The sequence below is a fragment of the Xanthobacteraceae bacterium genome, from assembly GCA_019454205.1.
In the GTDB taxonomy this organism is placed as follows: domain Bacteria; phylum Pseudomonadota; class Alphaproteobacteria; order Rhizobiales; family Xanthobacteraceae.
The window spans coordinates 235,293-261,419 of the sequence record CP075369.1 but is presented as its reverse complement, the minus strand read 5'-3'; the positions used below and the strand labels follow the sequence as shown (position 1 = coordinate 261,419).

At 62.2% G+C, this 26,127-nt stretch carries 22 protein-coding genes; 11 read left to right on the top strand and 11 right to left on the bottom strand.

Going from position 1 to position 26,127, the window contains the following annotated elements; all coding sequences use genetic code 11:
- Nucleotides 1–6: 6 nt before the first annotated feature.
- Nucleotides 7–642, bottom strand: coding sequence for a hypothetical protein (locus KF794_01250; protein QYK45372.1), 636 nt, complete (start codon nucleotides 640–642; stop codon nucleotides 7–9).
- 158 nt (nucleotides 643–800) lie between these two features.
- Here KF794_01250 and KF794_01245 point away from each other — a divergent pair, with 158 nt between their 5' ends.
- Nucleotides 801–4,304, top strand: coding sequence for a PAS-domain containing protein (locus tag KF794_01245; protein QYK45371.1), 3,504 nt, complete (start codon nucleotides 801–803; stop codon nucleotides 4,302–4,304).
- A gap of 9 nt (nucleotides 4,305–4,313) precedes the next feature.
- On the opposite strand, the gene KF794_01240 is transcribed toward KF794_01245, so the two are convergent.
- Nucleotides 4,314–5,024, bottom strand: a complete 711-nt coding sequence (locus KF794_01240) for a response regulator transcription factor (protein QYK45370.1) — start codon at nucleotides 5,022–5,024, stop codon at nucleotides 4,314–4,316.
- A gap of 405 nt (nucleotides 5,025–5,429) precedes the next feature.
- Between KF794_01240 and KF794_01235 the strand changes: the two genes are divergently transcribed.
- The 5 genes from KF794_01235 (at nucleotide 5,430) to KF794_01215 (ending at nucleotide 9,048) form a co-directional block, all read left to right on the top strand.
- The gene (locus KF794_01235) at nucleotides 5,430–5,702 is read left to right on the top strand and encodes a DUF4212 domain-containing protein (protein ID QYK45369.1); all 273 of its coding nucleotides are present in this window, start codon (nucleotides 5,430–5,432) and stop codon (nucleotides 5,700–5,702) included.
- 12 nt (nucleotides 5,703–5,714) lie between these two features.
- Complete coding sequence (locus tag KF794_01230) at nucleotides 5,715–7,844, top strand: VC_2705 family sodium/solute symporter (GenBank protein QYK45368.1); 2,130 nt, start codon at nucleotides 5,715–5,717, stop codon at nucleotides 7,842–7,844.
- Between the two features lie 94 nt (nucleotides 7,845–7,938).
- Nucleotides 7,939–8,247 (top strand): YggT family protein, encoded by a 309-nt coding sequence (locus tag KF794_01225; protein QYK45367.1) that lies wholly within the window; start codon nucleotides 7,939–7,941, stop codon nucleotides 8,245–8,247.
- Nucleotides 8,247–8,573 (top strand): hypothetical protein, encoded by a 327-nt coding sequence (locus KF794_01220; GenBank protein QYK45366.1) that lies wholly within the window; start codon nucleotides 8,247–8,249, stop codon nucleotides 8,571–8,573. Before KF794_01225 ends, KF794_01220 begins: the two co-directional genes overlap by 1 nt.
- A 106-nt stretch (nucleotides 8,574–8,679) precedes the next feature.
- A complete protein-coding gene (locus tag KF794_01215; protein QYK45365.1) occupies nucleotides 8,680–9,048 on the top strand; it encodes a hypothetical protein in 369 nt (122 codons plus the stop codon).
- Nucleotides 9,049–9,099: 51 nt separating this feature from the next.
- Here KF794_01215 and KF794_01210 read toward each other — a convergent pair whose 3' ends face one another.
- The 5 genes from KF794_01210 to KF794_01190 form a co-directional block, all read right to left on the bottom strand.
- Nucleotides 9,100–9,537, bottom strand: a complete 438-nt coding sequence (locus KF794_01210) for a hypothetical protein (GenBank protein QYK45364.1) — start codon at nucleotides 9,535–9,537, stop codon at nucleotides 9,100–9,102.
- A 99-nt stretch (nucleotides 9,538–9,636) separates the two neighbouring features.
- Entirely contained in the window at nucleotides 9,637–11,853 is a 2,217-nt protein-coding gene (locus KF794_01205; GenBank protein QYK45363.1) for an enoyl-CoA hydratase/isomerase family protein, read from the bottom strand.
- A gap of 43 nt (nucleotides 11,854–11,896) precedes the next feature.
- Nucleotides 11,897–13,105: an acetyl-CoA C-acetyltransferase gene (locus KF794_01200; protein QYK45362.1), complete on the bottom strand. Its 1,209-nt coding sequence runs from the start codon at nucleotides 13,103–13,105 to the stop codon at nucleotides 11,897–11,899.
- Between the two features lie 27 nt (nucleotides 13,106–13,132).
- Complete coding sequence (locus tag KF794_01195; protein ID QYK45361.1) at nucleotides 13,133–14,923, bottom strand: acyl-CoA dehydrogenase C-terminal domain-containing protein; 1,791 nt, start codon at nucleotides 14,921–14,923, stop codon at nucleotides 13,133–13,135.
- A gap of 28 nt (nucleotides 14,924–14,951) precedes the next feature.
- Nucleotides 14,952–15,401: a MerR family DNA-binding transcriptional regulator gene (locus KF794_01190; protein QYK46537.1), complete on the bottom strand. Its 450-nt coding sequence runs from the start codon at nucleotides 15,399–15,401 to the stop codon at nucleotides 14,952–14,954.
- A 297-nt stretch (nucleotides 15,402–15,698) separates the two neighbouring features.
- Here KF794_01190 and KF794_01185 point away from each other — a divergent pair, with 297 nt between their 5' ends.
- The 4 genes from KF794_01185 (at nucleotide 15,699) to KF794_01170 (ending at nucleotide 20,955) form a co-directional block, all read left to right on the top strand.
- Nucleotides 15,699–18,872, top strand: a complete 3,174-nt coding sequence (locus KF794_01185) for an SEL1-like repeat protein (GenBank protein ID QYK45360.1) — start codon at nucleotides 15,699–15,701, stop codon at nucleotides 18,870–18,872.
- Between the two features lie 96 nt (nucleotides 18,873–18,968).
- The gene (locus tag KF794_01180) at nucleotides 18,969–19,895 is read left to right on the top strand and encodes a sulfite exporter TauE/SafE family protein (protein QYK45359.1); all 927 of its coding nucleotides are present in this window, start codon (nucleotides 18,969–18,971) and stop codon (nucleotides 19,893–19,895) included.
- A complete protein-coding gene (locus KF794_01175; protein QYK45358.1) occupies nucleotides 19,892–20,665 on the top strand; it encodes a TIGR02186 family protein in 774 nt (257 codons plus the stop codon). The genes KF794_01180 and KF794_01175 overlap by 4 nt, the downstream gene beginning before the upstream one ends.
- Nucleotides 20,666–20,679: 14 nt before the next feature.
- Nucleotides 20,680–20,955 carry an integrase gene (locus KF794_01170; GenBank protein QYK45357.1) on the top strand — a complete coding sequence of 92 codons (276 nt, stop codon included), beginning with the start codon at nucleotides 20,680–20,682 and terminating at the stop codon, nucleotides 20,953–20,955.
- Here KF794_01170 and KF794_01165 read toward each other — a convergent pair.
- Complete coding sequence (locus tag KF794_01165; protein QYK45356.1) at nucleotides 20,952–22,034, bottom strand: quinone-dependent dihydroorotate dehydrogenase; 1,083 nt, start codon at nucleotides 22,032–22,034, stop codon at nucleotides 20,952–20,954. The two genes, KF794_01170 and KF794_01165, sit on opposite strands and share 4 nt — an antisense overlap.
- 137 nt (nucleotides 22,035–22,171) lie before the next feature.
- On the opposite strand from KF794_01165, the gene KF794_01160 reads away from it, so the two are divergent.
- On the top strand, nucleotides 22,172–22,801 hold the full coding sequence (locus tag KF794_01160; protein QYK45355.1) for a helix-turn-helix transcriptional regulator: 630 nt from the start codon (nucleotides 22,172–22,174) through the stop codon (nucleotides 22,799–22,801).
- Here KF794_01160 and KF794_01155 read toward each other — a convergent pair whose 3' ends face one another.
- Genes KF794_01155 through KF794_01145 form a run of 3 tightly spaced genes read right to left on the bottom strand, consistent with a single transcriptional unit; the run spans nucleotide 22,802 to nucleotide 26,110 of the window.
- Nucleotides 22,802–23,545, bottom strand: coding sequence for a TSUP family transporter (locus KF794_01155; GenBank protein ID QYK45354.1), 744 nt, complete (start codon nucleotides 23,543–23,545; stop codon nucleotides 22,802–22,804).
- A gap of 3 nt (nucleotides 23,546–23,548) precedes the next feature.
- Nucleotides 23,549–25,192 carry a lysine--tRNA ligase gene (locus KF794_01150; GenBank protein ID QYK45353.1) on the bottom strand — a complete coding sequence of 548 codons (1,644 nt, stop codon included), beginning with the start codon at nucleotides 25,190–25,192 and terminating at the stop codon, nucleotides 23,549–23,551.
- Nucleotides 25,193–25,213: 21 nt separating this feature from the next.
- Nucleotides 25,214–26,110 (bottom strand): transporter substrate-binding domain-containing protein, encoded by an 897-nt coding sequence (locus tag KF794_01145; protein ID QYK45352.1) that lies wholly within the window; start codon nucleotides 26,108–26,110, stop codon nucleotides 25,214–25,216.
- Nucleotides 26,111–26,127: the final 17 nt, after the last annotated feature.

Genomic DNA, 26,127 nt, shown 5'->3' with positions numbered 1-26,127 from the left:
TGCGCTCTATGCAGCTTTCACTGCAACGCCGAGATCGGAAAGCAGCTCCGCCTTTCTTGCGCGGCTTTCAAACTCGTCGTGCATATTGACCAGATTTATACGCAACTGCGCCTGGATCATTTCAAAGTCGCGCTTGCGCAACTCCTCGTGGATCGGCTGCGAGTCATAAAGGATCTGCGCGTAGGGAAGAATTACGTCCTTCGCAAATTTCGGCGGGTGCGTGTCGATATTGGCGAGGCGTTCGATCAGCGTTTCGCGCGCCTTCTTCCATGTTTCGGCGCCGAGCATTTTCGGCACCGGATATTTGTCGAAGGCGGCCAGTGCCGCACTCGATATCGCGTCATTCAGGGGCTTTCGGTCGGCGTCGTTAAAAAGAACGCCGCGCACGATTTCGGCCACCGCAGCCAGCCCGGTCGGATAACCGGTCCAGCGCGAGACTTCGACCGATTCCTGAAACGCTTTTTCCTTGATGATGTAGGAGAAGTAGGGACCGGAACGGGCGCGCGCGTAATCGAAGATGTTCTTCTGAATCAGGAAGGCCGCGCGGGAGTCGAGAAAATCGATCAGCTTCTCGCGCGTATCGATGGGCGGCTTGCGCCGGAAATAGGCCGGAATACCGAGAACCCAATCTACCAGACTCATGTCACCCCTTTACCACCTTTGGCGGCTGCGCGGGCGGCAGCCCCGCGATCATGGACAAGCTCATCGCGCTATGGTCCCCTTCCTGTCAAATCCCCCACGCGTAAGGATAATCCGTATTTTTGTGGGGCTGGTGACGCGAACCGGATAGAAGAACCGCCATGCTGCAAGGTTGGGTCGTCGTCCTCATCGCGCTCGGCTACATCGGCTTCCTGTTTGCCGTGGCGAGCTACGGCGACCGTGGCAGGCCGCAATGGGCGGTTCGCGGCGCGCGCCCGATCATCTATCCGCTCTCGCTCGCGGTCTATTGCACTTCGTGGACCTTCTTCGGCTCGGTAGGTCTCTCTTCGCGGCAGGGGCTGGACTTCCTGACCATCTATCTCGGCCCGATGCTGATGATCGGACTGTGCTATCCGTTCATCCTCAAGATCCTCCGGCTCGCGAAATCGCAGAACATCACCTCGATCGCGGATTTCATTGCCGCGCGTTACGGGAAGAACCAGGCGGTCGCAGCCATCGTGACGCTGGTCGCGGTGATCGGTGCGGTGCCCTATATCGCGCTTCAGCTGAAAGCGGTGTCGGCCTCGCTCCTGACCATGCTCGGCCAGTCGCAGACAACCGCAGGACACGACATTCCCATCGTGGGCGACCTCGCCATTCTCGTGACGCTGACGATGGCGCTATTTGCGATCCTGTTCGGTACGCGCCACATCGACGCCACCGAGCATCAGGAAGGATTGATGCTGGCGATTGCCACGGAGTCGCTGATCAAGCTGATCGCATTCCTGATCGTAGGCGTTTACGTCACTTTCTTCCTGTTCGCGGGTCCGCTCGACCTGATTTCGCGCGCAAACCTGCAAACCGACGTGCTGCCGACATTCACCAAGTGGCCCGACCCGGCCACATGGCTGACGATGACCACGCTGTCGTTTCTCTGCATCGTGCTGCTGCCCCGGCAGTTTCACGTCACGGTGGTCGAGAACAACGGTCCCAACGAAATCCGCCGCGCGGCGTGGCTGTTTCCGTTCTACCTCATTCTCATCAACCTGTTCGTCGTGCCGATCGCCATTGCCGGTCTCACAGTATTCCCGCGCGGCTCGGTAGACAGCGACATGTACCTGCTTGCGCTGCCGCTGAATGCGCAGAGCGGGTGGATCGCAATGATCGCCTTCATCGGCGGGCTGTCGGCGGCAACCGCGATGGTGATCGTCGAGAGCGTCGCGGTTGCGATCATGGTGTCGAACGATCTCGTCGTACCCGCGCTGCTGCGCTGGCGCGGCCGTGATTCCAATCCGGAATCGCGTGCCGACATGGGCGCGGTGCTGTTGCGGGCGCGGCGCATCGCCATCTTCGCGGTGCTGTGCCTCGCCTATTTCTATTACCGTTTCGCGGGCGAAGCGCAGCTTGCGCAGATCGGCCTGCTTTCCTTCGCGGCCGTCGCGCAGTTCGGGCCGGCCTTCTTCGGCGGCATGTTCTGGCGCCGCGCTACGGCGATGGGCGCAATCGCGGGCATCACCGGCGGGGTGATGATCTGGGCGTTCACGCTTCTGCTGCCAAGCTTCGTCGAATCCGGCTTCGTGGACCGCAAAACCCTCGATAGCGGCTTGTTCGGCCTTCAGTTTCTGCGACCGCAGGCGCTGTTCGGGCTGAGCGGCCTCGCGCCGCTTACCCATGGCGTGCTGTGGAGCCTCGGCGTCAACATCATCCTGTTCGTGCTGGTCTCGTGGCTTACGCGGCCGGCACCGATCGAGCGGCTCCAAGCCAACGTTTTCGTGCCCTCGAACCTGACGCCAATGGCGCCGAGCTTCATGCTGTGGCGCTCTACCGTAACCGTCGAGGAGCTGCTCGCGACTGTGGCACGCTATCTCGGCGAGGAGCGGGCGCGCACATCCTTCGAGAGTTTCGCGGAAACGCGCGGCCTGTCGCTGGAGCCGAAGCGCGAAGCGGACGTGCACCTGTTGCGCTACGCCGAGCATCTGCTCGCTTCCGCAATCGGCGCCGCATCGTCGCGGCTCGTGCTCTCGCTGTTGCTGCGCAAGCGCACGGTTTCGACCAAGGCGGCGCTGAAGCTGCTCGACGACGCCTCCGAAGCAATCCAGTACAACCGCGAAATCCTGCAAACCGCGCTCGACCATGTCCGCCAGGGCATCGCGGTGTTCGACAAGCAGATGCAGCTCGTCACATGGAACCGCTACTTCGGCGAGATGCTGGAACTGCCGCCCGATCTCGTTCGCGTCGGCGCGCGGCTCGACGAAATCCTCTACCGTCTCGCCGAGCGCGGAGATTTCGGCACCGGCACCATCGACGCGATCCTGCAAGACCGGCTGGAGCGTTACGGCAGGCGGACGGATATCTTCCACGAACGATTGTCTAAACGCGGCATCGTCGTCGAAGTGCGGACGAACCGGATGCCCGACGGCGGCATCGTCGTAACCTATACCGACATCACACCGTCGTTCGAAGCCGCGGAAGCGCTGGAACGCCGCGTGAAAGAGCGCACCGAGGAGCTTACGCGTCTTAACCACGAACTCGCCCGCGCAAAGGCCGAAGCCGACGAAGCGAACATCTCGAAGACGCGCTTCCTCGCCGCCGCCAGTCACGACATTCTCCAGCCGTTGAACGCGGCGCGGCTCTACGCGACCAGTCTGGTCGAACGAGAAAAAGGCCGGGATGAAGCGAAGCTCGCGGGCAACGTCGACGCCTCGCTCGAAGCGGTCGAGGAAATTCTCGGCGCGTTGCTCGATATCTCCAGACTCGACACCGGCGCGATGCAGCCGGAGTTCACGAATTTCCGCATCAACGACCTGTTCAGCCAGTTGAATGTCGAGTTCGCCCCGCTCGCGGCCGAAAAGGGCTTGCAGCTTTTCTTCATTCCCTCGTCGCTGAATATCCGCTCCGACCGGCGGCTATTGCGGCGCCTGCTGCAAAACCTCGTATCGAACGCGATCAAATATACGTCCAAGGGCCGCGTCCTTGTCGGCTGCCGCCGCCTGAAGGGCGAAGTGCGAATCGAGGTGCACGATACCGGCCTCGGCATACCCGCTTCCCAGCAGAAGGTAATCTTCCGCGAATTCCAGCGACTCGACCGTGGCGCGCGTGCCGCGCGCGGCCTCGGCCTCGGTTTGTCCATCGTCGAGCGCATCGGCCGCGTGCTCGGTCACAAGATCACGCTACGCTCGAAATCGCGCAAAGGCTCGTGTTTCACGGTGCAGGTGCCGACCGTCGCGCTCGGTGTTGCCACCGAGAGAGTCGCGGCGACCCCTGCGCCGATCGCGCCGCTCGAAGGCATCGTCGCGCTTTGCATCGACAACGAACCGCAGATTCTGGACGGCATGCGCATCCTGCTGACGGGATGGGGCTGCCACGTCCTTACCGCCGGAGAACTGCAGGGCGCGCAGGAATTGATTCAACGCGGCGGTCAGCGTCCGGATGTGCTGCTCGTCGATTATCACCTCGATCACGGCAACGGCATCGATGCGGTCGCGGCGCTTCGCGAAACGCTCGGAGCAGACATGCCGGCCGCGCTGATTACCGCCGACCGCACGCCGAAGGTCCGCGACGAAGCGCGCGACCGCAACATCCATGTCCTGAACAAGCCGCTCCGCCCCGGCGCCCTGCGCGCGTTCCTCGCGCAGTGGAGAGTGACGCGGCCGGCGGCGGAGTAGTCCGGAAGATCAATTAAGCGATTTCGGCCACTGGCCCGCTTCGATCTTGGAAGCGGCGATCACGGCCTGCGTGCGGCTTTCGACGTTGAGCTTCTGCAAAATTGCCGAGACGTGGGCTTTTACGGTCGCTTCCGACACCGCGAGTTCGAAGGCAATCTGCTTGTTCAGCAGGCCTTCGGAAAGCATCATCAATACGCGCACCTGTTGCGGCGTCAGCGTTGCAAGCCGGGCGACGAGATCGCGCGTTTCCTTGTCGTCGGTCGACGTGAGATCGATATCGGGCGGGGTCCATACGCCGCCGTCGAGCACCCTGTGAATCGCCGTGCGCATGACATCGACGCTGAGCGTCTTCGGCACGAAACCGCTCGCGCCGAATTCCATGCAACGGCGGATCACATCCGGCTCTTCGTTGGCGGAGACGATCACCACCGGCACGCCGGGAAACTGCGCACGCAAATAAAGCAGGCCGGAGAAGCCGCGCACGCCCGGCATGCTCAAATCGAGCAGCACGAGATCCATGTCGCCTTCGCGTTCGAGCAAACCCTGCAGTTCCTCGAAGCCGCCGGCCTCGAAAATTTTCGTGGCGCTGAATTGCTGCCCAACGGCTTGCTTCAGAGCGCCGCGGAACAACGGATGATCGTCCGCAATCACGAAGCGATAGGACGCGGAGGGATCAACCTTCGAAATACCCTGCGCCACCGAGGAAACCTGCTGTGTCATGGCCACGTTACTCTTACGACGGGTGAACGGCTGCAAGTCATAAAGTGCCAGAAATTTTTGCCGTTGCGCAGCATTGTTTCCGTCTTGCGGAATCGTGGCAAGGACTCGGGTTATTCTCGGTTTACGCCCTTTTGCTGAGGCAAGGCCGTTGCTGCAGTGCAATATTATTTATATATTTCAAAGCCTTAGAGAAATCCACTGGTCCGAAAGTCGCATACAGGGGCCATTTACCCGGTGTTAACGTGCAGAATTGGACCCGCAACAAAATAATAATGCGGGCCGTTCGGGGGAACGCCAAAACGAATACCGGCCACAGCGAGCCGGAGCACCTCCGCAACTTTAAACCTTCGTGCCCTGTCCTTCGGGTCAGGGCGTCCGCGGCTGATTTAGGAGGGCAATCAACCCATGGCTCCCGCAGATACAAAAGCCAACCAGGAGGCACATTGGGCCGCTACCACGCGGCTGATGTGGACTCATCTCGCGTTGTGGCTGTTCTTTGGCTACATCGTCCACTTCTTCGTAAAGCAACTTAACGCCATCACCCTTCCGGTGCTGCAGTTCCCGCTCGGCTTCTACATGGCCGCGCAGGGTTCGCTGATCGCGTTCGTCGTCATGCTGTTCTTCTTCGCGAAGCAGCAGGACAAGATCGACCGCGACCATGGCTACGCTGAAGACTAAGGAGCAAATCACATGGCTCAGTCAGCAGCTTCAGCAGCATTCTACAAACAACTCGGACGCATGTACGGCGCCTATACGGGCACCTTCCTCGCGTTCATCGTCCTGCTCGCGATCCTCGAATACATGGGCGTGCCGAACCGCGTGATCGGCTACCTCTTCGTGTTCTTCACGATCGCGGTCTACGCCATCATCGGCATCATGACGCGAACGGCCGAAGTATCGGAATACTACGTCGCAGGACGCCGCGTTCCGGCCTTCTATAACGGCATGGCGACCGGCGCCGACTGGATGTCGGCGGCTTCGTTCGTCGGCATGGCCGGCACGCTCTTCCTGCTCGGCTATGACGGCCTGGCATGGGTGCTCGGCTGGACCGGCGGCTACGTGCTGGTGTCGGTCCTCATCGGCCCGTACCTGCGCAAGTTCGGCGCCTACACGGTTCCCGACTTCATGTCGTTCCGTTTCGGCGGCAACTTCGCCCGCTTCCTGGCCGTGATCGTGCTGGTCTCCTGCTCCTTCACCTACGTGACCGCGCAGGTCTTCGGCACGGGCATCATCGCTTCGCGCTTCCTGGGTATCCAGTTCGAAGTGGCAGTGTTCGTCGGCCTGCTTGGCATCCTGCTCTGCTCGATGCTCGGCGGCATGCGCGCGGTGACCTGGACGCAGATCGCCCAGTACATCGTGCTCATCGTCGCCTACCTGACGCCGATCGTGATCCTGTCGGCGCGCAAGTACGGCGTGCCGATTCCGCAGCTGACTTACGGTACCGCACTGGCGGAAATCGCGGCGCGCGAACAGCAACTGGTGAAAGACGGCCTTGCAGTCCTTTGTACGGCGGCAAGCTGTCCGGCGGGTTCCTTGAAACCGCACATCACGCCGTTCATGAGCTACACACCGCTCAACTTCTTCGGCATCATCGCCTGCATGATGGTCGGCACCGCTTCGCTGCCGCACATCCTGATGCGCTACTTCACGACGCCGACCGTTCGTGAAGCGCGCCAGTCGGTGGCCTGGTCGCTGTTCTTCATCTTCCTCCTGTACTTCTCGGCGCCGGCCTATGCGGCGTTCTCGAAGCTGGAGGTCTACACCAACATCATCGGACGTCCGCTCGCGGATATCCGTCCGTGGATGTTTACGTGGGGTGAACTCGGCCTGATCCAGATTTGCGGCAAGAACGCCGCAAGCCTTGCGGCTGTAGCCGACGCATGTAAAGCGATTGCTGGACATCCCGGTGTCGTCCGCTTTGCAGACTTCGCGATCAATACGGACGTGATCGTGCTTTCCACTCCGGAAATCGCGGGACTTCCCTACGTGATCTCGGGTCTGGTCGCCGCCGGCGGTCTTGCCGCCGCGCTCTCGACCGCGGACGGCCTGCTGCTCGCAATCGCCAACGCGCTGTCGCACGACATCTATTACAAGATGTTGCAGCCGATGAAGTCGAACAACCGGAACATCACGCTCGGCGTCATTCTCGCTGCCATCGTCGTGCTCATGTATCTGGTCGTCGGCGGAACCGGCTGGGGTGGCATCGCCTGGAAATGGTGGGCAATCGGCGGGCTGGCAGCCATTCTGGCGGCAGCCTACCCGTTCCTCCAGAAGGCGAACGATACCGAACGGCGACTCGTCATTGCCCGAATCCTCCTGCTGCTCGTCGCTATCGCGGCGGCATCCACGGCGGCTTCGCGTCCCTCGGACATTCTGGCGATGGTCGGCTGGGCGTTCTCGCTCGCTATGGCGGGTAACTTCCCGGCTCTCGTCCTCGGCATCTGGTGGAAACGTGCAACGACGGCAGGCGCGATTGCCGGCATCATCGCCGGCTTCTCGCTCTGCATCTTCTACCTGGTCGTGACGCGCTACTTCCCGCAGCTCGGCGTCGATTACTTCGGCATGACTTCGATGAAGAACCCGGTGACGGGTGCCAACGTCGTCGACATTACGAAGCCGATCGCAGCCACTGCTGCGCAGCGTGTCGGCTGGTTCGACCTGAACAACATCAACTGCGGTCTGTTGGGCGCTCCGCTCGGCTTCATCGTGATGATCGTTGTCAGCTTGATGACGCCGGCACCCTCGAAGGAAATGCAGGCTCTCGTCGACGAGATCCGCAAGCCTCGCGGCAAGACCATCATGGAAGAGAAGACCTCGTAATCTTCTCTGCCAACAAAAAAAAAGGCGGGGCCCTCCGGGGCCCCGCTTCTTTTCCGGAAGACTGTGAAAGCGAATTGAGCTACAAAAGCGCGCAATGGACACGCCGTTTCTTACTTACTGGTACTACTCGATTCCGAATTTCGTGCTGGCTGCGGTCATGTACACGATTATCGGGCGCGTACTGCTATCGCTGTTTTTCGATTCCGATTCGAAGAACTACATCATGCGCTTCTTCGTCCGCCTTACCGACCCGTTCATCAACTTCTTCGGCGCCGTTACTCCCCGCGCGACTGCGCCCGTCGTCGTATGGCTGTTCACCTTCGTATGGCTGTTCTGGATCCGGATCGCGATGCTCTATGCGTTCCTTCTTCTCGGCCTGCTGCCGGTGCGGAGCGGTGGCTAATGGAACGAAATATCCAATACGTCTGCATCGCCTTCTTCGGCATGATCAACGGGCTGTTCAATCAGGTGGCGCTGATTTTCGCGCTCCTGCATGTGCAATCCCTCGCGCCATTCCTGTTTTTCGGCAACATCTCGCTGACGCTGTTTTTTTCCTCGCTCATGGTGTCCACCGCGACAATCATCCTCGCAGGAATACCCGCCGCGATTTTCGAGCGTTTTACCGGCGCACGGGACGACTCCACCGTAACGTCGATGTGGATATGGGTGGCGGGAACTTTGCTCCTCACGCTGCCTGCCTTCGGCAATTTCTTTCAATACGGCCTTTAGTGCTCACGAAATCGTAAGGCATGCCGGATTGCTTTCGGTGGAATCCGGGCGCAAACTTAACGTTATCGTTCAGCCGATCTCCGCAACGGAGCCGCCCTTGGAAGAAATGCGCAAGGCCGCATTCGAATCCGTATCGCGCGGTTGTGCCTTCGCTTTTCTTGGCATCTCCTGCGTGATGATGGGCTTCGTCTACGAACCGCGGCTTATCTTCCTCTCAGGCGGAATCCTGACACTGCTGATGGTTTTCGTGCTGCTGCTGAAATCCAGGCAGGCGCTGACGCGCGATTACAAACGCACGGAAATGTGGATTTTATTGCCGAAGGATTTCCGCCCGCCGGAAGCCTATGCGCAATGGGCCGCCGCCACCGTGCTGCGCGACGCCTATCTGACGTTCGCGCAATACACAGCATTTGCGTCGATCCTGCTCTGGATCGCCGCGTTTGTCATGCGCATCACCGGAACGGTTGCGAAGTAGTTTTTCCTTGCAGGCGGCTGCGGGTCTGCAAGCCGAAGGCAAGTCTTCGCTTTATCCCTTATCTGGCGTACCGGACTCTTTCTTGAGATTCTCGACGACCCCGCGCAAACGCCGGGCGAAACGCTCGAACAGCGAAACTGCCTGATCGATCTCCTGTTCGGTCGGCATCCGGAAGTTCATCCCCGGTCCCGGCACGTTGGTATCCTTCACCTGCCGCTCCAGCGCGGCGACGCGATTTTGCAGGCGTCCGATCTCGGCTTCATAAGCGGCCCGGTCGTCGGCCACCGACTCGCAGGTCCACGCGCCGTCGCGCGACTTGCAAAGCGAGACCTGCCCCGTCTGCGCATCGAGGCGGAGAAAACCTTCGTCCACCTTCTGCATCCGGTAGCGCCACGCGCTGTCGTTCGGCGGCGCGGACTGCGCAAGCACGCCGCCCGCGGCGAGTGCTGCGACAAGCACCAAAGCCGGAATCGCGATCTTTGCTTTCATGGCAATCTGTTCCCCGCTTCCCTTGCCGCCAGAAATGGAAACGCTCCCCGCACATTCAAGTGCGGGGAGCGCAATCTTGTTCCGATTTTGTGTTCTTCGCTAGGCGGCGGCCTTCTCGCTCTTCTTCGGTGCGAAGCGGCCGTAGAAGGTTTCGCCTTTCGCCGCCATATCCTTCAGCAGCGCATTCGGGGCAAAGCGCGGGCCTTGCTTTCCGGCGAGCTTCTCGCAGAGCGCGACGAAGTTCTTCACGCCCATGAAGTCGATGTAGGAGAGCGTGCCGCCGGTGAACGGCGCGAAGCCGAAACCGAGGATCGAGCCGACATCGCCTTCACGCACGTCGGTGATGACGCCTTCCTCGACGCAACGCGCGGTTTCGAGCGCCTGGATCACGAGGAAGCGCTGCTTCAGCTCCTCGACATTATAGGTCTCGGCCGGGCGCGGCTCGCCGACGATCTCATAGATGCCCTGCCAGAGCTTCTTCGGGCCTTTTTCCGGATAATCGTAGAAGCCCTTGCCGTTCTTGCGGCCGTAACGTCCGCGCTTCTCGACCATTTCCTCGAGGAGTGCTTCCTGCTTCGGGTCGATCGCGACTTCGCCGAGATCGGCTTTGGTGGCCTTGAGAATCTTCCACGCCAGATCGACCGCAACTTCGTCGTTGAGCGACAGCGGGCCGACCGGCATGCCGGCCATGCGGCCGACATTCTCGACCATCGCAGCGGGCACGCCTTCGGTCAGCATCATGTGGCCTTCGCGGATGTACGTGCCGACAACGCGCGAGGTATAGAAACCACGGCTGTCCTCGACCACGATTGGCGTCTTCTTGATCGCGCGCACGTAATCCAGCGCAATCGCGACCGCCTTGTCGCCGGTTTCCTTGCCTTTGATGATCTCGACCAGCATCATCTTCTCGACTGGCGAGAAGAAATGGATGCCTACGAAACGCTTGCGGTCCTTCGACATCTCGGCGAGCGAAGTGATCGGCAGCGTCGAGGTGTTGGAACCGAAGGTGGCATCGGCACGGATGACGGCGTCGACCTTCGCGATCACTTCCGCCTTGACCTTACGGTCTTCGAACACGGCCTCGACCACGAGATCGACATCCTTGATGTCGTTGTAGTCGGCAGTCGCCTTCACGCGGGCGAGCAGCTTTTCCTTGTCGGCTTGCGTCGCGCGGCCCTTCTTGATGCGGCCGTCGATAACGCTTTCGACATGGGCCTTGCCCTTGTCGGCGGCCGCCTGATCGCGGTCCACCAGCACGACCTCGATGCCAGCGTCGGCGGTGACATAAGCGATGCCCGCGCCCATGAAGCCGGCGCCGAGCACAGCGACCTTCTTGATGTTGCTCGCGGGAACGCCTTCGGGACGGCGCGCACCCTTGTTCAGTTCCTGCATCGAGATGAAGAGCGAGCGGATCATCGCCGCCGCTTCCTTCGATTGCAGGATATGCGCGAACCAGCGCGACTCGACCTTCAGTGCGAGGTCCATCGGCAGTTGCAGGCCGTCATAGACGCACTGGAGGATCGCTTTCGCTGCCGGATAATTGTCGTAGGTCTCGCGGCGATAGATTGCGTTTGCGGGCGGGAACACCATCATGCCGCCCTTCGAGAACACCGGGCCGCCCGGCAGCTTGAAACCGTCGACGTCCCACGGCTGCACGCCCTTGCCGCCCGCCTTGATCCACGCTTTCGCGGTTTCGACCAGCTTGTCCTGCGGGACGATCTGATCGACCAGCTTCATCGACTTTGCCTTGTCGGCTTTCAGCGCCTCGCCCTTGAAGAGCATCTGGAGCGCATCCTGTGTCGGTACGATGCGTGGAACGCGCTGCGTGCCGCCAGCACCGGGGAACAGGCCGACCTTCACTTCGGGCAGACCAAGGCGCAGTTTCGGATTGTCGCTCACGACGCGATGATGGCAGGCGAGCGCCAGCTCGAACGCTCCGCCCATCGCGGTGCCGTTCACGGCCGCTACCCACGGCTTGCCGGAGGTTTCCAGCTTGCGATAGGTGCGCGACATCTGGCTCGACTGTTCGAGCAGGAACTTGTTCGCGGCCTCTTCGCCCTTTTCCTTCACCAGCTTCTTGAACGTCTCGCCCATGGTTTCGAGCATGGTGAGATCGGCGCCACCGGAGAAGGTGTCCTTGCCGGACGTAACGACGACGCCCTTCACTTTCGCATCGGCCGAGAGCTTCTCGACGATGTCGCCGAGTTCTGTCATCACGTCGGCCGAGAACACGTTCATCGAACGGTCCGGCATATTCCAGGTGACGAGCGCAATGCCGTCGCCGTCCACGTCCACCGTGAAATTCTTGTACGCCATAATTTCCTCCCGTCGCTTTCCGGTTATTCGCGGATAAGCGCGATCAAACGCGTTCGATGATGGTTGCGGTGCCCATGCCCGCGCCGATGCACAGCGTGACGAGGGCGGTCGATTTTCCGGAGCGCTCCAGTTCGTCGAGCACCGTGCCGAAGATCATCGCGCCGGTCGCGCCGAGCGGGTGACCCATGGCGATTGCACCGCCGTTCACGTTGATCTTGTCGCGCGGGATGTTGAACGCCTGCATGTAGCGCAGCACAACGGAAGCGAAGGCTTCGTTCAGTTCGAACAGGTCGATGTCGTTCACCGACATCTTCGCCTTCTTGAGCAGCTTTTCGGTCACATCGACCGGGCCGGTGAGCATGATCGCAGGCTCGGAGCCGATGTTCGCGAACGCGCGGATGCGTGCGCGCGGCTTCAGGCCCGCTTTCGCACCGGCTTCCTTGTTACCGATCAGCACGGCCGCGGCGCCGTCCACGATGCCCGACGAATTGCCGGCGTGATGCACGTAGTTGATCGCCTCGACTTCCGGATGCGCCTGGATGGCGACGGCGGAGAAGCCGCCGAACTCACCCATCTGCGGGAACGAGGGCTTCAACTGCGCGAGCGACTGCATGTCCGTCGTGGGGCGCATGTGCTCGTCGTGATCGAGGATCGTGATGCCGTTGACGTCCTTCACCGGCACGATCGACTTCTTGAAGCGGCCTTCCTTCCAGCTCTGCGCCGCGCGCTGCTGGCTCTCGACCGAATACTGGTCGACGTCGTCGCGCGAGAAGCCGTACTTGGTCGCGATCAGGTCCGCGGAGACGCCCTGCGGCATGAAATAAGACTTCACCGCGATCTGCGGGTCCATCGGCCACGCGCCGCCGGAAGCGCCCATACCGACGCGCGACATGGCTTCGACGCCACCACCGATGGTCATGTCGTGCTGGCCGGACATCACCTGCGCGGCGGCGAAGTTCACCGCGTCGAGGCCCGATGCACAGAAGCGATTGATCTGCACGCCCGGCACATGGTTGCCGTAGTCGGCATTGAGCGCCGCAGCGCGCGCAATGTCCGAACCCGCTTCGCCGACCGGATCGACGCAACCGAGCACGACATCGTCAACCAAATGCGTGTCGAGGTTGTTGCGCTCCTTGATCGCGCGGAGCGCGGTGGTCGCGAGCGAAAGCGTCGAGACTTCGTGGAGCGAACCGTCTTTCTTGCCGCGGCCGCGCGGGGTGCGGACTGCATCGTAAACATAGGCTTCGGTCATTGGCGTCTCCCGTTTTTTGCGTAAGCGTCAGAACGCTTCCGCGGGCATATCCATAAGATTGTCGGCGCCGGACTGGATGCGCTTCAAGTGCGCGCCCGTTTCCGGCAACATGCGTTCGACGAAGAACTTCGCGGTCATCAGCTTCGCATCCATCGCAGGCGCGGAGCCGTTGCCGTTCTTCTTTGCGAGCGCGGCCTTCGCCATCTGCGCCCACATGTAACCCAGTGCCACCAGCCCGAAGAGGTGCATGTAATCGTAGGAGCCTGCACCAGCGTTGTCGGGCCGCTTCATTGCATTCTGCATGAACCACATGGTCGCGCCCTGCAGGTGCTTCAGGGATTCGCCGAGCGGCGCGACGAAGGATTTCATCTTCTCGTCGGCTTCGTTTTCCTTCACGAAAGCCGAGACTTCGTTGAAGAACGCGGTGATCGCGCGGCCGCCATCCTTCGGCAGCTTGCGGCCGACCAGGTCGAGCGCCTGGATGCCGTTCGCGCCTTCGTAGATCATGGCGATGCGCGCATCGCGCACGAACTGTTCCATGCCGTGTTCGGCGATGTAACCGTGGCCGCCGAATACCTGCTGCGCCATCACGGTATTCTGGAAGCCGAGATCGGTCATCACGCCTTTCAGGATCGGCGTCAGGATGCCCATGTAATCGTCGGCGATCTGGCGGGTTTTCTCGTCCGGCGAGCGCGAGAGCAGGTCCGCCTGCAACGCAATCCAGATCATCAGCGCGCGGCCGCCTTCGTTGACCGCCCGCATCGTCATCAGGTTCCGGCGAATATCGGGGTGGACGATGATCGGATCGGCCGGCTTTTCCGGGTTCTTCACGCCGGCGATGGAGCGGCCCTGCAAGCGGTCCTTCGCGTAGGTGACCGCGTTCTGGTAGGCGACTTCGCCCTGCGCGAGGCCCTGAATGCCGACGCCGAGACGCGCGTCGTTCATCATCACGAACATCGCAGGCAGGCCGCGGTTTTCCTCGCCGACCAGCCAGCCGGTCGCGCCGTCATAGTTCATGACGCAGGTGGAGTTACCGTGAATGCCCATCTTGTGTTCGATGGAGCCGCAGATCAGCGCATTGCGCTCGCCGACGCCGCCATCCTTTGTGGGGATGAACTTCGGCACGACAAAGAGCGAGATGCCCTTCACGCCTTCCGGCGCGCCTTCGATGCGCGCAAGCACGAGATGCACGATGTTCTCCGACATGTCGTGCTCGCCGGCGGAAATGAAAATCTTGGTGCCGGTGATCTTGTAGGAGCCGTCCGTCTGCTTCGCGGCCTTGGTCTTGATGAGGCCGAGATCGGTGCCGCAATGCGGCTCGGTCAGGTTCATCGTGCCGGTCCACTGACCGCCGATCATCTTCGGAAGATACGTGTTGCGCAGTTCCTCGCTGCCGTGGGTGCGCAGCGCGCGCACCGCGCCGAGCGTCAGGCCGGGATACATCGAGAACGCCATGTTGGCGCTCGACAGATATTCGTTCATCGCCGCGCCGATCACAAACGGCAGGCCCTGCCCGCCGTATTTCTCGTCCGACGAAAGGCCGATCCAGCCGCCTTCGGCCATCTGCCTGTAGGCTTCCTTGAAGCCCTTCGGCGTCGTCACCGAGCCATCGGCCGCGCGCTTGCAGCCTTCGCGATCGCCAACCTGATTGAGCGGAGCGAGCACCTCCTCGCAGAACTTCCCGCCTTCGGAGAGAATCGCCTCGACCGTATCGGGCGTGGCATCGGCAAAGCCGGGGAGATTGTCGTAGCGCGCGATATTGAAGACGTCGCGCAGCAGGAACATGGTGTCTTGGACAGGCGCTTTGTAAGTCGGCATTTCTGCTCTCCGAATAGGCTGGTCCGGATCAGGCGGCGGACGTGCCGCGATCTTTCAACATTTCCGCGAGCGACTCGGTCGCGCGCTGCATCGCTTCGATGGCTTCGTCGATTTCCGCACGCTGCTGCTTCAGGCGCTCGATGCGCTCGTTGAAGCGGGCATGCGTCACCTTGAGCTGGGTGACCCGGCCATCGCCGAGATCGTAGAGGTCGAGCATGGAGCGGATTTCTTCGAGCGAGAATCCGACCCGCTTGCCCATCAGGACGAGCTTGAGGCGCGCCCGGTCACGGCGGGAATACAGCCGCTCCTGCCCCTGCCGTTGTGGCGAGAGCAGTTCCTTTTCCTCATAGAACCGCAAGGTCCGGGCGGTGACGCCGAACTCGCGGGCGAGGTCGCGGATGGTGAAAATGCTCTGGTCGGAGCCTTTGGGGGCGCCGCCAGTGTGATGGTCGAACTCCGACCACAGGTCGCGTGCCATCGTGTCAGCCAATGGCATCGGATCGATTTTCTGTACGTGTCCCATTCTTCATCCCTTGGCGTATGGCCGGAAAGGGTCGGCCATAGGGTGGGCACACTCTACTCCAGTTGACGTAAACGTCAACTGCAATTTTGAGGACTTCGCCCCGTATCCGCAGAGCCTCCAGGTTAAGGAATTCTTCCGAAACCTCAGGAAATTAACCGGCCATTTACCGTACCGAACAGATTTTAGGTCTGGCGCGGCGCGTGGGTCTGGGCGGCCACACCCTCGTTTTTAAGTCCGCAAAATGGATTGGTGATGACGGCAGGCGTCCCCTGGAGCGTTAGCGCGGTCGATCCGGAGACGTGGGAGTTTGCCCGCGAGGCGGCCCGCAAGGCCGGTCTTTCGGTCGGCGAATGGCTGGAAGCGGCGATCCGCGAGAATGCCCGCAACCGCGCCGCCGATCCGGACCGCAAGCAGCGCGACATCTACGACCATCGCCTCGAAGATCTCGCCGACCAGATCAATTTCCTTGCGCGCCGGAACGCCGATCCGCGCCAGATGTATGCCCATGCCCCCGCGCCTGCTCCTGCGCGCGATGCCGGCGGGGAAATGATCGCCGCCTCGCTCGACGCGCTCACCGACCGCATCGACTCGCTCCTGCACGGCATGGAGCGCGCGCAGAAGAACAACGGCCGCGACGAAATCAGCTCCGCCATCCGCCGCCTCGACGGCCGGATCGAATCTTTCCTCACCGAGCGCCCGACCGAAGACCGCGACTCGGAAGTCGAAAACAAGCTCGATGAAATGTCGCGCGTTATCGCTGCCATGAGCGAGCGGCTCGAACGCGAGACTGCCCATATCGCAGCACCTGCGCTGGCACCGAGCGCTTCCGAACTCGACGCGGCCGTCGCCGACATCATGGCGCGGCAGTCTTCGCTCGACGGCACTGCCGCTCCCATGCCGCGCTATGCCGCGCCGCAGGCCAACGAAAGCGCGCCGCACTTCGCGAAACTGGAGCGGCAGCTCAAAACCATCGCCGACGAAATGCAGTCGATGCGCAAGGCGAGCGCGAAATCGGTGAACGCACCGGTCGCGCAGCTTCGCCGCGACATCGCCGACCTCGCGAGCGCCATTACCGATCTCGCGCCGCGCAGAACGCTCGAGGCCCTCGAAGGCGCGGTAGACGCGCTGGTACGCAAGATCGACCGTGCGGCTCCGCGCAGCGATGCGCGGTCCAGTCAGGCGATCCTCGCTGCGCTGGAAGAAATTCGCGCGGCTCTTCATAACGTAAAGCCCGCCGAATCCTTCGCGCCTGTAGAAGGCGATCTCAACGCGCTCTCGGACAAGCTGGACGTTCTGAACGCGAAAAGCATCGACGGCACCACGGTCGTGCGCATCCAGAACCAGGTGCAGGAAGTGCGCGATCTGCTCGCAAACGCCCTGCCCGCGGAAACGCTGCAAGCCGTCGTCAGCCAGATCGAAACCATGGCCGGCAAGGTCGAGCGCGTTACCGCGATCGACGACAGCGGTATGCGCGACATGGTCGGCGGGCTGGAGCGCCGCATCGACGATCTCGCCCAGCGCATCGAACACGGCTCGCAGAACAGCGCATCCGCCGGCGGCGAAGCACTGGAGCGCATCAACGCACGTCTCGATGCATTGCACGGCGCGATCGACAAGGCCGAGAATCCGATGGGCCTCGAGGAGACCATGCGCAACGTGGTCGAGCGTCTCGATGCATCGGAAGCGAAGCTCTCGAACCTCGGCACCATCGAGCGCGGTATCTCCGATCTCTCCGAACAATTCGACCGCGCCCGCGCGAATGCGATGGAAGTCGCGGAACGCGCCGCCAAGACCGCGCTTCGGGAATTACAGGCGGCTCGTCAAAACGTGCCGTTGCAACCGAACGCTGCGCCGCTGCAACCGGCGATGCCGGATGCGCCCGCGCAGCCTATGCAAATTCCGCTCAGCGAAAAACCGCTGGCCGGTGAGCCGGTACCCTCGGTTGCACCGCAAGTGAAAAGTGTGACTGCCGTTGCGCCACGCCCCACGCCACCCGCCGCGCCGCCGGTTCGTCCGCAGCGCGCCGCGCCGGTAACGGTGAAGAGTAATAACGAAATCATCGCAACCGACGGCATGCCGGCCGATCATCCGCTGGAGCCGGGTTCGGGCGCGCCGCGCTTGCGCTCGATGCCGGCGATGCAGCGTGTCGCGCAATCCGAAGCCGCACTCGCCGAAATCCTGCCGTCCAGTGCGAAGCCGAACGAGAGCGCGCCACGCACTTCCGACTACATTGCCGCTGCACGGCGCGCAGCACAGGCGGCAGCAGCCGAGCCGGTCACCGGCGAAGCGGTAACCACCGACGACAAGAAAGCAGTCAAAAGCATTTTCTCGCGCGGACGCCGCGCGGTGCTGCTCGGCCTTGCGGTCGCGCTGATCGGCTTCAGCGTGGTGAAGTTCTTCGACCCGTCGATCGTGACGCAATTCTTTGCCAGCGAACACGTAACCGCGCCTCCGCCGCCGCCGATTCCGGCGCCGCCTCCCGCCACGCCCGAAGCGCCGCCTGCGAACAACCTGCCGCAAGCGGAGCCGAAGCAGACGCCGCACTCGGTGCTGCCGAACCTGGTCGATCCGACCGCCAATCTCGCGCCGGCAGCCGGAATGATCGCGACCGAAATCACCGGCTCGGTTCTGGACAACAAGCCCGATCCGGCCGTCACCGGACAGGTGCAACAGGTCCAGCCCAAGGCGAAGCAGAAGCAGCAGGCGAGCACGCAGCCCATGCCGCCGCAGAACCCTGGAATCGAACTTCCCGAAGCGATCGGCAATCCCGCGCTGCGCGCCGCTGCGATCGCGGGCGACCGCGATGCCATGTACGAAATCGCCGACCGGTACTTCACCGGCCGCGGCGTGCCTTCCAATCCCGGCGAAGGCATCAAGTGGTTTGTGCGCGCCGCCGACAAGGGTTCGGCGCCCGCCGCCTACCGCCTCGGCATGATCTACGAGAAGGGTCTTGGCGTGCAGCAGGATCGCCGGCAGGCGCGCACTTATTATGTGCTTGCCGCCGAAAGCGGCCACGTCCGGGCAATGCACAACCTCGCCGTCATCATCCTCGAAGTGCCGGCAGGCGGCGACGGCAAACCGGATTATCCGGCCTCCGTGCCGTGGTTCCGCAAGGCCGCCGATCTCGGCCTGCGCGACAGCCAGTACAATCTCGGCGTGCTCTATGCGCGCGGGCTAGGCGTGCAGCAGAACCTTGCCGAGTCCTTCCGCTGGTTCGCGCTCGCCGCCAACCAGGGCGATGCCGATGCCGCGAAGAAACGCGACGACGTCGCCGCCCGCCTCGACCACCAAACCCTCGTCGCAGCCCGTCTCGCCGTGCAGACCTGGCAGGCGAAGCCGATCGACGACAGCGTTAACGCCCCCGGCGTGAAACCGGAGTGGCAGAAGACCGCCGAGCGCCCGCGCAAAAAGAATCCGAAGAAGTAACTTCGTCTCCGCTTCGCGATTGACAAGCGGTCGCCTCGACATGTTCATGCCGTAGTGCTGCCGCTAGTGAGCACTTCGATCCGCTCGGATGGCATCTTGTCGATCTACCTCCCGATAGCCGAACTGCCGGTCAATATTCTCCTGATTTTCGGGCTGGGAATCGCGGTCGGCTTCATCTCCGGGATGTTCGGTGTCGGCGGCGGATTCCTGATGACGCCGTTCCTCATTCTGGTCGGAATCCCGCCCGCGGTGGCGGTGGCCTCGGTGCCGAGCCACATGGCGGCCTCCTCGCTTACCGGCGCCTTCTCCTATTGGCGCAAGAACCTCGTCGACGGCGGCCTTGGCCTCGTGCTGCTTTCCGGCGGCATGCTCGGCACGGCGGCGGGCGTCTGGATTTTCGCGCTGCTGCGGCGGCTCGGGCAGCTCGATCTGATCGTCAACATTTCTTACATTGTGTTGCTGAGCATCGTCGGCACCCTGATGATCATCGAGAGCGTGCGCGCGCTCTGGCGCTCGGTGCAGGGCGTGCCGCCTTCGGTGCAGCGCCCCGGCACCCATTCATGGTTTCACGGCCTGCCGCTGAAATTCCGCTTCCGCCAGTCGCGCATCTATGTGTCTGCGATCCCGGTAACCATGATCGGTTTCGGTGTCGGTCTGCTCGGTGCGCTGATGGGCATCGGCGGCGGCTTCCTGCTGATCCCCGCGCTGATCTATCTGATGCGCGTGCCGACCGCCGTATCCGTCGGCACGTCGCTGTTCCTCACCCTGTTCACGATGCTGGCCGCGACCGTGCTTCATGCGCTGGAGAACCGCACGGTGGACGTCGTGCTCGCCTTCACGCTGATGGTCGGCGGCGTGATCGGCGCGCAGTCGGGCGCGCGCGCCGGACAGGCGATCAAGGCGGAGCAGCTTCGCTTCCTGCTCGGCCTCCTCGTGTTCGGCGTCGCGCTGCGGGTCGGGCTGGACCTCCTGAACAAGCCGGCCGAACTGTTCTCGGTCATTCCGCTGGAGCCGGGCGGATGATGAAGCGCACACTTTATATATTGATCGCGGCGCTGCTCGCGGCAGGCTCTAACGCGCCGGCGCATGCGGAGCGCCTCGTCACCTCGCTATCGACGCATCGCGTGTTGATCAGCTCGAACTTCACGGGCACGCAGCTTGTGCTGTTCGCCTCCATCGAGGACAGCGACGCCACGCGCGAGAAGCCGAAGAAGTACGATGTCGTCATTACCGTGCGCGGCCCCGCATCCACGTTCGTCACACGCAAGAAAGATCGCGTCCTCGGCCTGTGGGTGAACTGGTCTTCGCACACGTTCAACGAAGCGCCCTCCTATCTCGCGGTGCTGACCAATCGTCCGCCTTCGGATTTCGGCCCGCCGGCGTTCCTCAACAAATATCGCATCGGCCTGAACTTCGCGGCCTTCGCCGCAAGCGACCAGATGCCGCTCGCGACCGACGAGGAATTCCGCGACGGGTTCATTCGTGTCCGCAAGCAGGCCGGGCTTTTTCTCGAGGAAGCCAACGGCGTGACCTTCCTCGCGCCGACGCTGTTCCGCGCGAACGTGCCGATCCCCGGCACTGCGCCAATCGGTCCCTACGAAGTGGAAGCGCAGGTATTCCTCAACGGCGCGCTGGTCGCGCAGCAATCGACCGCGATCGAGGTCGTGAAAAGCGGCTTCGAAGCGTTCATTGCGCAAACCGCGCGCGAAAGCAGGCTCGACTACGGCATCGGCGTCGCGATACTGGCTTGCACCGTCGGCCTGTTTGCGGCATTTGCGCTGCGTAGAAGCTGAGAAGGATAACGCGGATGGCAAACGAGAATATGCGGCGCTTCTTCGGCGGCTCGCCGCTCGGCGTGATCGTCCGCCTGCTGCTGCTTTCGGTCATCGTCGGTTTCGTGCTGAGCTTCTTCACGCTCGATCCGCTCGCGCTCGTGAACTCGCTGGTCGAACTGGCGCGCGCGATTTTCGATCTCGGCTACGGCCTGCTCGGCTCGCTCTGGCACTATCTGCTGCTCGGCGCGGTCGTCGTCATCCCGATCTGGCTGATCTCGCGCTACGTGCAGACGCGCAAACAGGGCTAGACCTTCGCCGCAGCTTCCGAAACAGCATCGCGGCCGACGACTTCCTCGATCGTATCGTTCTTGCTGCGATCAAGCAGGCGCAGCAATCCGCCGTTGATCGCGCGCGCAATTCCGAAGCCCTGATAGACCATTCCGGTATAGAGCTGCACGAGGGTCGCGCCCGCGCGGATTTTCCGCCACGCGGTTTCCGCCGAGTCGATGCCGCCGACACCAATGATGGGAAACGCGCGCTCGGTACGCAGATAGGTTTCGGCCAGCATCTTCGTCGAAGGCTCGAACAGCGGCTTACCCGAAAGCCCGCCCTGCTCTTTTGCATGATGCGCGCGCAGTGTCGCCGGGCGCGCGATGGTGGTGTTCGACACGATCATGCCGTCGATGGCGCGTTTCTTCGCGATCTCGACCACATCGTCGAGTTCGGCGAGCGAAAGATCGGGCGCGATTTTCAGGAGCAGCGGCTGGCGTCCGCCGGATTTCTGCGCCGCCCGCTCGCGTGCATCCAGCACGCACTTGATCAGTTCGTCGAGCGTTTCCGCCGCCTGCAAATCGCGCAGCCCCGGCGTGTTGGGCGAGGAAATATTGATGGTGAGATAGCTGGCATAGGGCGCGAGCGTTTCGACGCCCGCGGCATAATCTGCGATGCGGTCAGCGGAGTCCTTGTTCGCGCCGACATTGATGCCGACGATTCCCTTGCGCGGACGCCGCTCCAGCCGCGCGCGCGCCGCCTCGAAGCCATTGTTGTTGAAGCCGAGGCGGTTGATGACTGCATGGTCTTCGAGCAGGCGGAACACGCGCGGGCGCGGATTTCCGGCCTGTGGTTTCGGCGTCAGCGTGCCCGCTTCCGCGAAGCCGAAACCGAGTCCGAGGATCGCATCCACGACTTCCGCGTTCTTGTCGAAGCCGGCCGCCATGCCCACCGGGTTCGGGAAGTTCAGCCCGAACGCGCTGACCGCGAGCCGCCGGTCAGACGGCTGCGGCACCTGCCGCGGCATCAGCGTGAGGGCGCGGATGGCGAGACGGTGCGCATCCTCGGCCTCGAACAGCCGCGAGAATGGCAGCGCCAGATCCAGCAAAAACGACATTCCGGCTTCCCTGATTACGCGCGGACGCTAGTGGCGGCGCGGCAGAGCCGCAAGCGCTGAAGCGATTGCCAGCGCATTTTGCGGGTGATAATCCGGCAATGGGTATAAAATCCTCTCCATCGAATCGGGGTTCCGAGATGCTGACCCATTCGCAGGTCTGGGGTGCCGTGGACCGGATCGCGGCCCGCTACGGCTTTTCGCCGTCAGGCCTCGCCAAGGCGGCTGGGCTGGACCCAACCACCTTCAACAAGTCGAAGCGCGTGACCCCGGACGGGCGGCCGCGCTGGCCCTCGACCGAATCGGTCGCGAAAGTGTTGGAAGCGACCGGCGCGACCATCGACGAGTTCATCTCGCTGCTGACGAAAAAGCAGAAAAAACCCACCCGCCCCGTGCCGCTCATCGGCTTCGCGGAAGCGGGCGGCGGCGGCTATTTCGACGACGGCGGGTTTCCGGTCGGCACGGGCTGGGATGAAATCCGTTTCCCCGACGTGGACGACGAACACGCCTACGCGCTCGAAGTTTCCGGCAACTCGATGGAGCCGCTGTTTCGCAAGGGCGATATCCTCGTCGTCTCGCCTGCCGCGCCGCTGCGCAAGGGCGACCGCGTGGTCGTCAAGACGCGCGACGGCGAAGTGCTGGCAAAAGAACTGAAGAAGAAAACCGCGAAATCGGTCGAGCTGAAATCGCTCAACCCCGAACACAAGGACCGCACGCTCGCGATGAGCGAAGTAGTATGGATCGCGCGCATCGTGTGGGCGAGCCAGTAATCAGGCCTGCCACAAAAGCCACGCACCGCGCGCGAGATAAACGGCCGCGACCGCGAAGATGATGCGGCGGGTCCAGATGCGAAATCCCTGATCGGTCAGCCGCTCGAGCACGAAAGGCGCGAGCGATGCGCCGAAAATGGCGAGCAGAATCGCCGGGCCGTGAACGGCAACCGGAACGGCCTCGGAAAAATTCAGGAACGACCCAAAATATAAACCACGCAGCAGGTGGCCAAAGGTTTGCGTGATCGCCTTGGTGGCGACGGTGGTTTTCCGGTCGAGGGTGCTGTTCCTGAAGAACATGTCGAGGAACAGCCCGCCGACGCCCACCAGCAACTGGATGATGGTGGTGAGAAAGCCGGTCGCGAAAGGAACGCCGCGCCATTCGATGTTCGGCCGCGCCTTCGCGGGCAGAAGCTCGACCAGAAATGGCAACGCGCCGAGCGCGAGATAGACCGAAGCCTTGCCGGGCACGAAGGCCAGCCAGCGCATCAGCACGAACGCAACGGCCGCGCCGGCAACATAGATAAAGAATATCCGCCAGCGGACGTGCCCGCGCCACATCAGTACGCGCCAGCCATTGGACGCGAGCTGGATCGTCGAGAAGAGCACCATCGCCGGAATGACGTCGAGGAACAGCAACAGCACGCCGAGCAGGATCATCCCGCCCGCCATGCCGAAAACGCCCGAGAGAAAAGAAGTGAATACGATCGTCAGCGCAATGGTGATGAGTGCGGCGACGGTCATTCCCTATGCCGAGCGCGCGAGCGCTCCGTCGATCATCGCGACCGTGTTCTCGATTCCGTAGACAGCCACGAAAGAACCGAAGCGCGGGCCTTTCTCCTGACCCAGCAACACCTGATAGAGCATGTTGAACCAGTCGAGCGAAACACCCGGCTTGCCGTCTTTCGCCGCCTTCTTGTGATCGAGGAACGGCTCGCGGCGGCCGATTTCGTAGACGACATCCTGAATCGCTTCCGCGGTCGCGTCCGCCGGAAGCTGCGAGAGCGCGTCGCGTAAGTCCTGCAACGCCTTGCGTTCGGTATCGGTCGGCTGCCGGAATTTCTTGGTCGGCAGCACGAAGTCCTTGAAATAATGAATCGCGTACTGGACGAGATCGTTCAGCTTCGGGTGCGTCTGCGCGGTGACACCCGGACGATAGCGGCCGATGAACCCCCAGAGTGTTTCCGCGTTCTCCGCGTTCGACGACGACACCAGGGTCAGCAGCATCTGGAACGTCACCGGCATGTCGGGCTTAGGCGGTTCGCCGGAATGGACGTGCCACACCGGATTGCCGAGCCGCTGCTTCCAGTCGTTCGCCTGCCGCTGATAGCCTTCGAGGAATTGCTGGTAGTCGTCGACGTTGCGCGGGATCACGTCGAAATAGAGCCGCTTCGCCGCCTTCGGCTCGCGATACATAAAGAGCGAGAGCGATTCCGGGCTGGCGTAGTGCAGCCATTCCTCAATCGTCAGGCCATTGCCTTTCGACTTGGAAATCTTCTGCCCCTTCTCGTCGAGGAACAGTTCGTAGTTGAAGCCTTCCGGCGGCGTGCCGCCGAGCGCGCGCGCGATCTGGCCGGAGAGCTTGACCGAATCAATCAGGTCCTTGCCCGCCATTTCGTAATCGACGCCGAGCGCGACCCAGCGCATTGCCCAGTCGGGCTTCCATTGCAGCTTGACGTTGCCGCCGGTGACCGGCGTCGTCCTGCGCTCCTTCGTTTCCGGGTCCTCGTAAGTGATCGTGCCCGCCTTCACGTCGTGTTCGATGATCGGCACCTGCAACACGATGCCGGTGCGCGGACATACGGGGAGAAACGGAGAATAGGTGGATGCGCGCTCCTCGCGCAGCGACGGCAGCATGATCGCCATCACCGCTTCGTAGTTCTGCAAGACCTTGAGCAGCGTCGCGTCGAAACGGCCGCCTTTGTAATATTGCGTCGAAGAAGCAAATTCGTATTCGAAGCCGAAGCGGTCGAGGAAAGCGCGCAGCCGCGCGTTGTTGTGCTCGCCGAAACTCGGATGCGTGCCGAACGGGTCCGGCACCTGCGTCAGCGGTTTGCCGAGATGTTTCGCAAGCAATTCCTGATTCGGCACATTGTCCGGCACCTTGCGCAGGCCATCCATGTCGTCGGAGAAGGCGAGCAGCTTGGTCTTGATCTTGTCATCGGTCAGCACGCGGAAAGCGTGGCGCACCATGGTGGTGCGCGCGACCTCGCCGAAGGTGCCGATGTGCGGCAGGCCGGAAGGACCGTAGCCCGTCTCGAACAGCACCTCTTCCTTCGGCGACTTCTTCAGGCGCGCGACGATCTTCTTCGCTTCCTCGAACGGCCAGGCATTCGAGGTTTCCGCGACTTCACGCAAGTTCGCCGCCAGCGCGGCACCATCGGACGACATTTCTTTTCCTAGAGGCGCAAATCAGTAAAAGCCGACCGGGAAATAACGCAAATAGAGGTCGGTGAATATCCCCCGCTCCCAGAGACGATAGAGCGCATAGTTGAGCGCGCGAAGCAGCGTTTCGTTCCCGCTTTTAACGCCGATTCCGACGCCCTCGCCGAAGAAATAGCTCTCCGTATACGGCCCGCCGCGGAATGCACAGCAGTTCTCCGAGTTCGAACCGTTCAGCCAGAACGCAAGCGCGACGCCGTCGCCGAACAGCAATTCCACCTCGCCTTTTTTCAGCGCGTCGAACGCGGCGGCGGCATCGGGGAAACTCTTGATCGCGGTCTCGGCGAAGAAGGTGCGCAGGTAGGCTTCGTGCGCACTGCTCGCGATGACCGCTACGTCTTTCCGCGCGATCAGCTCCGGCGAAATCTCCTTCAGCGCCGAATCCTTGCGCGCAATGAAACGCGCGGGCGTGCGGTAGTAGCGATCGGTGAAATCGAGGCGCTTGCGGATTTGCGGCGTGATCGCAAGCGAAGCGATGATCGCATCGCCCCGGCCTTCGTCGAGCGCGGGAATGAGGTTGTCGAAGCGGCGCACCTGAATGGTGCAGGTCACGCCAAGCTCATCGCAGATCGCGCGCGCGAGATCGATGTTGAAGCCGATCGGGAATCCCTGCGGGCCGCGGAAATGAAACGGCGGGTAATCGTCTTCGGTCAGGAAGCGGATGGTCGAAAGACGGCCGAGGTCGGGTTTCTCCGGCCGCCGCTTCGGATCCCAGAAACGCGGCACGACAACTTCCTGCGCATTCGCAGAGGGTGGTAAAGCGACACCGATCAACGCTGCCGCAAACGATAAAGCGGCCAGCAGCACGACAATTCCGTTGCGAAGCCGAAAGGGCACAACGCAGAATAGAAAAACGGGACCGCTCATTTTTATTCCGTTGCCGG

Coding starts and splice junctions, on each gene's coding strand:
- KF794_01250 (QYK45372.1), bottom strand. CDS start 642: ATGAGTCTGGTAGATTGGGTTCTCGGTATTCCGGCCTATTTCCGGCGC.
- KF794_01245 (QYK45371.1), top strand. CDS start 801: ATGCTGCAAGGTTGGGTCGTCGTCCTCATCGCGCTCGGCTACATCGGC.
- KF794_01240 (QYK45370.1), bottom strand. CDS start 5,024: ATGACACAGCAGGTTTCCTCGGTGGCGCAGGGTATTTCGAAGGTTGAT.
- KF794_01235 (QYK45369.1), top strand. CDS start 5,430: ATGGCTCCCGCAGATACAAAAGCCAACCAGGAGGCACATTGGGCCGCT.
- KF794_01230 (QYK45368.1), top strand. CDS start 5,715: ATGGCTCAGTCAGCAGCTTCAGCAGCATTCTACAAACAACTCGGACGC.
- KF794_01225 (QYK45367.1), top strand. CDS start 7,939: ATGGACACGCCGTTTCTTACTTACTGGTACTACTCGATTCCGAATTTC.
- KF794_01220 (QYK45366.1), top strand. CDS start 8,247: ATGGAACGAAATATCCAATACGTCTGCATCGCCTTCTTCGGCATGATC.
- KF794_01215 (QYK45365.1), top strand. CDS start 8,680: ATGCGCAAGGCCGCATTCGAATCCGTATCGCGCGGTTGTGCCTTCGCT.
- KF794_01210 (QYK45364.1), bottom strand. CDS start 9,537: ATGAAAGCAAAGATCGCGATTCCGGCTTTGGTGCTTGTCGCAGCACTC.
- KF794_01205 (QYK45363.1), bottom strand. CDS start 11,853: ATGGCGTACAAGAATTTCACGGTGGACGTGGACGGCGACGGCATTGCG.
- KF794_01200 (QYK45362.1), bottom strand. CDS start 13,105: ATGACCGAAGCCTATGTTTACGATGCAGTCCGCACCCCGCGCGGCCGC.
- KF794_01195 (QYK45361.1), bottom strand. CDS start 14,923: ATGCCGACTTACAAAGCGCCTGTCCAAGACACCATGTTCCTGCTGCGC.
- KF794_01190 (QYK46537.1), bottom strand. CDS start 15,401: ATGGCACGCGACCTGTGGTCGGAGTTCGACCATCACACTGGCGGCGCC.
- KF794_01185 (QYK45360.1), top strand. CDS start 15,699: ATGACGGCAGGCGTCCCCTGGAGCGTTAGCGCGGTCGATCCGGAGACG.
- KF794_01175 (QYK45358.1), top strand. CDS start 19,892: ATGATGAAGCGCACACTTTATATATTGATCGCGGCGCTGCTCGCGGCA.
- KF794_01170 (QYK45357.1), top strand. CDS start 20,680: ATGGCAAACGAGAATATGCGGCGCTTCTTCGGCGGCTCGCCGCTCGGC.
- KF794_01165 (QYK45356.1), bottom strand. CDS start 22,034: ATGTCGTTTTTGCTGGATCTGGCGCTGCCATTCTCGCGGCTGTTCGAG.
- KF794_01160 (QYK45355.1), top strand. CDS start 22,172: ATGCTGACCCATTCGCAGGTCTGGGGTGCCGTGGACCGGATCGCGGCC.
- KF794_01155 (QYK45354.1), bottom strand. CDS start 23,545: ATGACCGTCGCCGCACTCATCACCATTGCGCTGACGATCGTATTCACT.
- KF794_01150 (QYK45353.1), bottom strand. CDS start 25,192: ATGTCGTCCGATGGTGCCGCGCTGGCGGCGAACTTGCGTGAAGTCGCG.
- KF794_01145 (QYK45352.1), bottom strand. CDS start 26,110: ATGAGCGGTCCCGTTTTTCTATTCTGCGTTGTGCCCTTTCGGCTTCGC.